At 38.0% G+C, this 9,195-nt stretch carries 8 protein-coding genes, 1 rRNA gene, 1 pseudogene and 1 riboswitch; of the genes and pseudogenes, 1 reads left to right on the forward strand and 9 read right to left on the reverse strand.

All coding sequences use genetic code 11. From position 1 onward, the window contains the following. Positions 1-53 precede the first annotated feature (53 nt). The 8 genes from purF to purE all read right to left on the reverse strand — a co-directional run bounded on the left by purF (position 54) and on the right by purE (position 8,329). Positions 54-1,469, reverse strand: coding sequence for an amidophosphoribosyltransferase (gene purF, locus ACQKNR_RS20895; protein WP_427320223.1), 1,416 nt, complete (start codon positions 1,467-1,469; stop codon positions 54-56). Then, the gene (gene purL / locus ACQKNR_RS20900; RefSeq protein ID WP_427320225.1) at positions 1,454-3,673 is read right to left on the reverse strand and encodes a phosphoribosylformylglycinamidine synthase II; all 2,220 of its coding nucleotides are present in this window, start codon (positions 3,671-3,673) and stop codon (positions 1,454-1,456) included. Before purL ends, purF begins: the two co-directional genes overlap by 16 nt. Beyond that, complete coding sequence (gene purQ, locus ACQKNR_RS20905) at positions 3,657-4,340, reverse strand: phosphoribosylformylglycinamidine synthase subunit PurQ (protein WP_002159503.1); 684 nt, start codon at positions 4,338-4,340, stop codon at positions 3,657-3,659. Before purQ ends, purL begins: the two co-directional genes overlap by 17 nt. After that, the gene (gene purS, locus ACQKNR_RS20910; protein WP_000278820.1) at positions 4,337-4,591 is read right to left on the reverse strand and encodes a phosphoribosylformylglycinamidine synthase subunit PurS; all 255 of its coding nucleotides are present in this window, start codon (positions 4,589-4,591) and stop codon (positions 4,337-4,339) included. The genes purQ and purS overlap by 4 nt, the downstream gene beginning before the upstream one ends. Beyond that, positions 4,584-5,303 carry a phosphoribosylaminoimidazolesuccinocarboxamide synthase gene (gene purC / locus ACQKNR_RS20915; RefSeq protein WP_427320227.1) on the reverse strand — a complete coding sequence of 240 codons (720 nt, stop codon included), beginning with the start codon at positions 5,301-5,303 and terminating at the stop codon, positions 4,584-4,586. Before purC ends, purS begins: the two co-directional genes overlap by 8 nt. An 88-nt stretch (positions 5,304-5,391) precedes the next feature. Beyond that, a complete protein-coding gene (gene purB, locus ACQKNR_RS20920) occupies positions 5,392-6,699 on the reverse strand; it encodes an adenylosuccinate lyase (RefSeq protein WP_427320229.1) in 1,308 nt (435 codons plus the stop codon). After that, complete coding sequence (gene purK / locus ACQKNR_RS20925; protein WP_427320231.1) at positions 6,696-7,847, reverse strand: 5-(carboxyamino)imidazole ribonucleotide synthase; 1,152 nt, start codon at positions 7,845-7,847, stop codon at positions 6,696-6,698. The genes purB and purK overlap by 4 nt, the downstream gene beginning before the upstream one ends. Next, positions 7,844-8,329: a 5-(carboxyamino)imidazole ribonucleotide mutase gene (gene purE, locus ACQKNR_RS20930; RefSeq protein WP_000839367.1), complete on the reverse strand. Its 486-nt coding sequence runs from the start codon at positions 8,327-8,329 to the stop codon at positions 7,844-7,846. The genes purK and purE overlap by 4 nt, the downstream gene beginning before the upstream one ends. A gap of 110 nt (positions 8,330-8,439) precedes the next feature. Continuing rightward, positions 8,440-8,541, reverse strand: a riboswitch (purine riboswitch). Positions 8,542-8,822: 281 nt separating this feature from the next. Here purE and ACQKNR_RS20935 point away from each other — a divergent pair. Continuing rightward, positions 8,823-9,048 (forward strand): annotated as a pseudogene (locus tag ACQKNR_RS20935) (hypothetical protein). Between the two features lie 44 nt (positions 9,049-9,092). On the opposite strand, the gene rrf reads toward ACQKNR_RS20935, so the two are convergent. Further along, positions 9,093-9,195: ribosomal RNA gene (rrf, locus tag ACQKNR_RS20940) — 5S ribosomal RNA — on the reverse strand; the annotation flags it as partial.

The following is a 9,195-nucleotide window of genomic DNA, read 5'->3' on the forward strand; positions in this document are numbered from 1 at the left end:
TTTTAAGAAAGAAGCTAGCTTCTACATCAAAAGAAGTAGAAGCTTTTTTCTTCTTATTTTATACTTTCTAAAAGCTCTTGCTCATAATCATAAAGAGCTGTTGGATAATCCCCATTAAAGTAAGCCATACATAGGCCGCCATATTTCCCATCATATGGACGTCCAATTGCATCTACTAATCCATCTTCACTTAAAAATGTTAATGAATCCGCACCGATTATTTCGCGAATTTCCTCTACTGTATGATTTGCTGCAATTAATTCTTTTCTCGTTTGAATATCAATGCCATAGAAACATGGATACTTCAGAGGTGGTGAAGCAATTCTCACATGAACTTCTGTCGCTCCAGCCTCACGAAGCATACGAACAATTCGTTTACTTGTCGTCCCTCTTACGATAGAGTCATCAATCATAACAACTCGTTTCCCTTCAACTACCCCTCTTACTGCGGAAAGCTTCATCTTTACCCCTTGCTCGCGCAGTTCTTGAGAAGGTTGAATAAATGTACGTCCAACGTAACGATTTTTAATTAACCCTAACTCATACGGAATACCTGTCGCCTCAGCATAACCGATTGCTGCTGAAATACTAGAGTCTGGCACACCAGTCACAACATCAGCTTCAATAGGAGCTTCTGCCGCTAAACGTTTTCCCATGCTTTTACGTGCTGCATGAACGTTAACACCGGCAATATTAGAATCTGGACGTGCAAAGTAAATGTATTCCATACTACAAATTGCATGTTCTACATCATTTGTAAAACGATCTACGTGAATTCCTTCATCATTAATGATAAGTAATTCACCAGGTTCTACATCACGAATGTATGTTGCACCTACTACATCAAAAGCACATGTTTCTGATGCTACAACGTAAGCATCCCCCATCTTTCCAATTGAAAGAGGACGGAATCCATTCGGATCTAGCGCAACGATCATTTCATTTCCAGTTAGTAAAAGATATGCAAACGCACCTTTCACTTTATTTAGAGCCTCTTTTACACTTTCAATTAAAGAATCTTTCGTACTACGTTTAATAAGGTGTAAAAGTACTTCTGTATCTGAACTTGTTTGAAAAATACTTCCCTCTGCCTCTAATTCACGACGAAGCATTTTTGCATTAATTAAATTTCCGTTATGAGCTAGCGCCATACTATGATCAGAAAAACGGAATAATAATGGTTGAACGTTAGCAACTTCACTTCCACCTGCTGTCGCATATCGTACGTGTCCAATTGCTGATCTTCCGTTTAATCCTTCTAGCTCACCTCTTGAAAACACTTCTGATATTAAACCTAACCCCTTGTGACCGATGATTTTTTCCCCATTATTTACAACAATGCCTGCGCCCTCTTGGCCACGGTGCTGCAAACTGTGCAATCCATAGTACGAAACTTGTGCTGCATTTTCATGCCCCCAAATTCCAAAAACGCCACATTCTTCATTTAACCCCTTTATTTCAGCAAGCATGGGATTGCCCCTTTCCAAGCCTTTCTCATTTCATCTACATTCGCTGTAAGTAATACTTCATTTTCTTCATTATGAATTGTTACTTCATTTGTATTTGTAACTTCTCCAACTTGAATTGCTTCAACCGCTTTCTCGAATACTTCTTTATTTTCACGTTTTACAGTTATAACGAAGCGAGATTGTGATTCCGCAAATAATGCCGCCGTTGCTTCTCCGTCTAGTTTTACAGTAGCACCTAAACCGTTAGCACCAATTGCACTTTCAGTAATTGCAATTGCTAAACCACCTTCAGCAACATCATGTGCAGATTGTACAAGGCCAGCTTGAATTGCTTCTAATACTTGTTTTTGACGTTTTAACTCTACATCTAGATCGATGCTTGGTGATTGACCGAAAATTTTACCGTGGATCATTTTCTGTAATTCACTTCCACCGAACTCAGCTTTCGTCTCGCCGATTACATAAACTAAATCGCCAGCTTGCTTAAATTCTTGTGTTGTTACATGTTTTAAATCATGTACAAGACCGACCATTCCAACAGTTGGTGTTGGATATACAGCTTCACCGCTACGCTCGTTATACATCGATACGTTTCCGCCGATAACTGGCGTTTGTAATGTACGACAAGCTTCACTCATACCGTCTACTGATTTTTCAATTTGCCAGAAGATTTCTGGTTTTTCTGGGTTACCAAAGTTTAAGCAATCTGTAATTGCAAGTGGCTCCCCGCCAGAACATACGATATTACGTGCTGCCTCCGCTACTGCAATTTTACCGCCCACTTCTGGATCTAAATAAATGTAGCGAGAGTTACAATCTGTCGTCATTGCTAATGCTTTTTCTGTACCGCGTACACGTACAACCGCTGCATCTGAACCTGGTGTAACAACTGTGCTTGTGCGTACTTGATAATCATATTGATCATATACCCACTCTTTACTTGCAATCGTTGGTTGCTGCAATAAAGCGAATAAAGTTTCTTTATAATTTTCTACTTTTGGTGTTTCCATTTTCATCTGCTGGAATTCAGCAAAGTATGCTGCTTCTTTTGATGGTTTATGATAAATTGGCGCTTCTTCTGCAAGAGCATCTGCTGGTACTTCAGCTACCATTTCACCTTTATGGAATAAGCGAAGCATTTTGTCTTCCGTTACTTTCCCCATCGTAACTGCTGCAAGACCATACTTCTCAAATAAATCTACTATTTCTTGCTCTCTACCTTTTTTCACAACAATTAGCATACGCTCTTGTGATTCAGATAACATCATTTCATATGGAGTCATTCCAGTTTCACGCTGTGGTACATCATCTAAGTACATTTCAATACCCATACCTGCTTTACTTGCCATTTCTGCAGAAGATGATGTTAAACCAGCAGCTCCCATATCTTGAATTCCAACAAGTGCATCAGACTGAATCAATTCTAAACACGCTTCAATAAGAAGTTTTTCCATAAATGGATCCCCTACTTGAACCGCTGGACGCTTCGCTTCTGAACTTTCAGATAGCTCTTCAGATGCGAATGTTGCACCGTGAATACCATCACGACCAGTTGATGCTCCTACGTACATTACTGTATTACCAGCACCGTGTGCTTGCCCTTTTTTAATATCTTCATGATTAATTAGGCCTACACACATTGCATTTACAAGTGGATTCCCTTCATAACATGGATCAAACTGTACTTCTCCACCAACAGTAGGAATACCGATGCAGTTACCGTATCCTGCAATTCCTGCTACTACTTCTTCAAATAAATATTTCACACGTGGTGATTGTAATTCACCGAAGCGAAGTGAGTTTAATAGTGCTACTGGACGTGCTCCCATAGAGAATACGTCACGAATAATACCACCAACGCCTGTTGCTGCTCCTTGATATGGCTCAATTGCAGAAGGATGGTTATGACTTTCCATTTTAAATACAACCGCTTGATTATCACCGATATCTACAATTCCAGCGCCTTCTCCAGGCCCTTGCAGGACACGCTCACCTGTCGTTGGGAACTTGCGAAGAACTGGTTTTGAATTTTTATAACTACAATGTTCAGACCACATTACAGAGAATAATCCTGTTTCTGTATAATTCGGCAAACGGCCTAAAATCTTTTCAACCATGGCAAACTCTTCGTCTGTTAGCCCCATTTCCGCATATATACGCTCTTCTTTAATTTGTGTTGGATTTGGTTCAAGCATTAACGACATATGTTTCCCTCCACTGTTTTAAGATAGATTGAAAGACTTTTAACCCTTCAGCACCGCCAAGTAATTCATCTACAGCACGCTCTGGGTGTGGCATCATACCAAGTACATTTCCTTTTTCATTTACAATACCAGCAATATCTGAAACGCTACCGTTCGGATTTTCTACGTAACGGAATGCGATTTGATTATTCTCTTCTAATTGTTTAAGGGTCGCTTCGTCACAATAGTAATTCCCTTCACCATGTGCAATTGGAATATTGATTACTTCATCTTTTTCATATTGTGATGTAAACATCGTTTCATTATTTTCAACACGTAACTGAACAGTGCGGCACATAAATTTTAAGTTTTCGTTTCTCATTAATGCTCCTGGTAGTAATCCTGATTCAACAAGAATCTGGAATCCATTACATACACCTAAAATCGGCTTTCCTTGCTCAGCAGCTTTTTGCACTGCTTTCATTGCGTTAGCAAAACGAGAAATAGCACCACAACGTAAATAGTCACCGTAAGAGAATCCACCTGGTAGTAAAATTGCATCATATTCGTCTAAATTCTCTGTATCGTGCCAAACGTAATCTACTTCTTCGCCAAGCTCATCTTTAATTGCATGGAACATATCGACATCACAGTTCGAACCCGGAAATACTATTACGGCAAATTTCACTGTGCGACAACCTCCTCAACTTCATAACGGAAGTCTTCCATTACAACGTTCGCTAATAGTTTTTCACACATTTCCTTTACCTTTGCGTCAAGGTCAGATACAGATTTATCAATTGTTAGTTCCATGTACTTTCCGATTCGAACATCTTGTACTTCTGTAAATGAAAGACTATGAAGTGCCCCTTTTACTGCTGTTCCTTGTGGATCTAATACGCTTTCTCTTAACGTTACATATACCTTAACTTTATACATGTGAAATTCCCCCTAAACGTTTTAAAATCTCTTCATAAGCTTCTGTTAAATTTCCAAGATCGCGACGGAATACGTCTTTATCAAACTTTTCATTGCTCGTTTCATCCCATAAACGGCAAGTATCTGGTGAAATTTCATCCGCTAAAATGATTTCTCCTTCTTCCGTTACACCAAACTCTAATTTAAAATCTACTAATCTTACACGACAGCTTGCGAAATGATCAATCAACACTTGATTGATTTGTAGAGCCATATCTCGTAATACGCTTACTTGCTCTGGTGATGCAACGTTTAATACACGAATATGATCTTCCGTTACAAGCGGATCTCCTAAATCATCATCTTTGAAGTAAAATTCTACGATTGGTTCTGCAAGTACAGTTCCCTCTTCCATTCCTAAACGTTTTGAAAGGCTTCCTGCAATTACATTTCTTGTGACAACTTCTAAAGGAATAATACTCACTTTTTTAACAAGCTGCTCTGTCTCAGATAACTTCTCAATAAAATGTGTTTTAATTCCTACTTCTTGTAACTTTCTGAACAATAAAGTTGTAATTTCATTGTTCAAACGACCTTTTCCTGTAATCGTCTCTTTTTTCTCCCCATTGAAAGCAGTCGCACTATCTTTGTACTCTACCCAAACCATATCTGCTGATTCTGTACGATAAATTCTTTTTGCCTTACCTTCATACAGCAATTCTAGCTTTTGCATTTCGCAAGCCCCCTGTAGTTTGAAAAATGTGAATAATATTTTTATAAAGAATGGCACAGAATGACTCTATTCTGTGCCATATGAAATTTTACGCTTCGTTTAATCCAAGGCGTTCAAAGATTGTATCAACGTGTTGCATATGATGCTCATAATTGAAGCATTCATTAATTTCTTCTTGCGTTAATTTGCTCGTAATACGCTCATCAGCTTCTACAAGCTCTTTAAATTGTACTTGTGTTTCCCAAGCTTCCATCGCTTTAGGCTGTACGATATCATAAGCTTCTTCACGTACCATACCTTTGTCGATTAATGTAAGCATTACGCGCTGAGAATAAATTAAACCGTATGTTCTTGTCATATTACGTTTCATATTCTCTGGGTATACAGTTAAGTTTTTAACGATATTACCAAAGCGATTTAACATGTAATTTAACGCGATTGTAGCATCTGGTAAAATTACGCGTTCTGCTGAAGAGTGAGAGATGTCGCGCTCATGCCATAATGGAACATTCTCGTAAGCCGTCATCATATAGCCACGGATAACACGAGCTAAACCAGTCATATTTTCAGATCCAATTGGATTACGTTTATGCGGCATTGCAGAAGAACCTTTTTGACCTTTTGCGAAAGCCTCTTCAACTTCACGTGTTTCACTCTTTTGTAAACCACGAATCTCAACCGCCATCTTTTCAATAGATGTTGCAATTAGTGCAAGTGTTGACATGTAATGTGCATGGCGATCACGTTGCAATGTTTGTGTAGAAATTGGTGCTGCTTCTAATCCTAAGTTTTCACAAACAAATTTTTCAACGAATGGATCAATATTCGCGTATGTACCAACCGCACCAGATAATTTACCAACACGAACTGTATTAGCAGCTTGTTTGAAACGCTCTACGTTACGTTTCATTTCTTCATACCAAAGACCAAGTTTTAAACCAAATGTCGTTGGTTCTGCATGAACACCGTGTGTTCTTCCCATCATGATCGTGTATTTATGCTCTTTTGCTTTGTTAGCTAAAATGCTTACAAAGTTTTCTAAGTCTTTTAATAAGATTTCATTCGCTTGTTTTAAGATGTAAGATAATGCTGTATCTACTACGTCTGTAGATGTTAAACCGTAATGAACCCATTTACGTTCCTCACCTAGTGCTGGTGTTTCTGATACAGCACGAGTGAATGCAACTACGTCATGACGTGTCTCTTTTTCAATTTCATAAATACGATCAATATCAAATGATGCATGCTCACGAATTTTTTTAACATCTTCTTTTGGAATATCGCCAAGCTCAGCCCATGCTTCACAAGCTAAAATCTCAACTTCTAACCACGCTTTAAATTTGTTCTCTTCCGTCCAAATCGCACCCATTTCAGGGCGTGTATAACGATTAATCATCTTTTTCCCTCCAACAGTTGTTCTTGATGGTCCCAAATATGCAAACTCTTCGCTTTTTCTAGAGCGACTTCAATATTATCATTTAAAATATTAACATGCCCCATTTTTCGCTGCGCTTTTGCTTCTTCTTTTCCATACAAGTGTAAATAGCACCCGGTTAATCTATTCACTTGTCTTAGGACCCCTTCTATATGTTCGCCTAAAATGTTTACCATGACAACTGGTTTTAACAAATTTGTTTCTCCAAGAGGTAAATTACAGATTGCTCGAATATGTTGACCAAATTGACTCGTTTCGCATGCATCCAGTGTATAATGTCCTGAATTGTGAGGTCTTGGTGCTAATTCGTTAATGTAAATCTCACCATTAGCTGTAGCAAACATCTCTACCGCTAGTGTTCCCACAAGTTCTAATTCATCCGCAAGTACCTTTGCATAAGCAATTGCTTTTTGAGAAAGATCTTCTGTAATGCGAGCTGGAACGATAGATTCATGTAAAATATTGTTTACATGAATATTTTCTGCTACTGGAAACACTTTCGTTTCACCACTTACACTACGAATTACAATAACTGATACTTCTTTTTCAAAAGGCACCCATTTTTCTAGAATGCACTCTGCTTCATCCGCAAGATTTCGTGCCTTCTCAACATCAGCTTCACTTCTTAAAACAACTTGCCCTTTCCCATCATATCCACCTGTTGTCGTTTTTAAGACGGAAGGATATGATAACTCAGCAATCGCTTCAGTAAGCTGCTCTTGATTTTGAACCAATCTATACGTTGCTACCGGTAACCCAGCTTTTTCAATTGCATTCTTTTCTGTAAAACGATTTTGCGTTTTATTTAACAACTGACTACCTTGTGGTAAGTAAGCATATTTTTCAAGCCATTGTAAACATCTATAATCAATATTCTCAAATTCATATGTGACAACATCACTTATCTCTGCTAAATGCTGAATTGCCTTTAAATCGTCATATGGTGCAACAATTTCAACATCAGCAACTTGTGCACATGGTGAATGCTTTGTAGGATCTAAAACAGCAATTTTATATCCCATCTCCTTAGCTGCCAATGCCATCATTCTTCCAAGCTGGCCGCCTCCAATAATGCCGATTGTTTTTCCAGGTAAAATGATTCTCGTCATACTAGTTCACTACCTTCACGCACATCTTTTTCAATCGCTTCTCGTCTCAATTCTAATGCATCATGTATATCATCATGGAATGATCCAAGTATTTGTGCGGCAAGTAATCCAGCATTTGTTGAACCAGCTTTACCAATTGCAACAGTTGCAACTGGAACCCCTCCTGGCATTTGGACGATGGATAATAATGAATCTAATCCGTTTAACGCTTTTGATTGAACTGGAACGCCAATTACAGGAAGATTTGTCTTCGCTGCAACCATTCCTGGTAAATGCGCTGCTCCACCAGCTCCAGCAATAATAACTTTCAATCCACGTTCACGAGCCGTCTCTGCATATTCAAACATATAATCCGGAGTCCGATGAGCGGATACAACTTTTTTCTCATACGGTATATTTAATTCATCTAAAATGTCACAAGCATATTTCATTGTTTCCCAGTCTGACGTACTTCCCATTATGACTCCAACTAGTGATTTCATATTAGAATCCCCCCGATTCAAATAAAAAAAGCCTGAAATAGAACATTTTCTCTTTTACTATGAGAGAAAGCGCTCTACTCAGGCATACGTATCCCTTGTGAATAGAAAAATACCGAGTGACTTTCCCTCATAGTCTAACGAATAACGGTCGTTAGGTAGAGACTTGCAGGCCATATCCCCGCGATTATATGAGGTCTTATATAATATTGTTTCTATGGCTATATTAACAATATTTCATAAACAATGTCAACAAATAATCGAATGTTTTTTTGTTAGTTGTCAATAACGTTCGTGTTTTAGTTATATTCAAAAGAAGAATTGCAACTATATGCAAGAAGGAAAGGAAATTAGAATATATATTTCTAGAGATCTATTTTACGTATAGTTTATTTATATAATACTCCAGTAAACTCAAATCAAACTATATACATTGCCAAGTTCTAAATAGAAATAAAACTGCTATTATAATGGTTTAATTTATAAGGGGCTGATTATGAAGAATTTTAATATGCTATCATATTTATTTTTCTCTATTGCAGTAATTGCTGTAATGATTGAATATTTATAGAAATAATGTGTCCTATTTTAAGCATTACTTTCGCAGTCTTCGGAAAATCAGGAAAGCAAAAACTCATTGCCATGATTTTAAATAGCCTCTATCTCATTCCTTTTTCCTCTTAGGACTATTAAATTTATGGATTATAACAGTTGGTAAATAAAAAATAAACACAAAAAAACCTAAGTCGAATCGACTTAGGTTTTTGCTTGGCGACGTCCTACTCTCACAGGGACAAGGTCCCAACTACCATCGGCGCTAGAGAGCTTAACTTCCGTGTTCGGTATGGGAACGGGTGTGACCTCTCTGC

Source organism: Bacillus sp. NPDC094077, from assembly GCF_050279465.1.
Lineage (GTDB): Bacteria > Bacillota > Bacilli > Bacillales > Bacillaceae_G > Bacillus_A.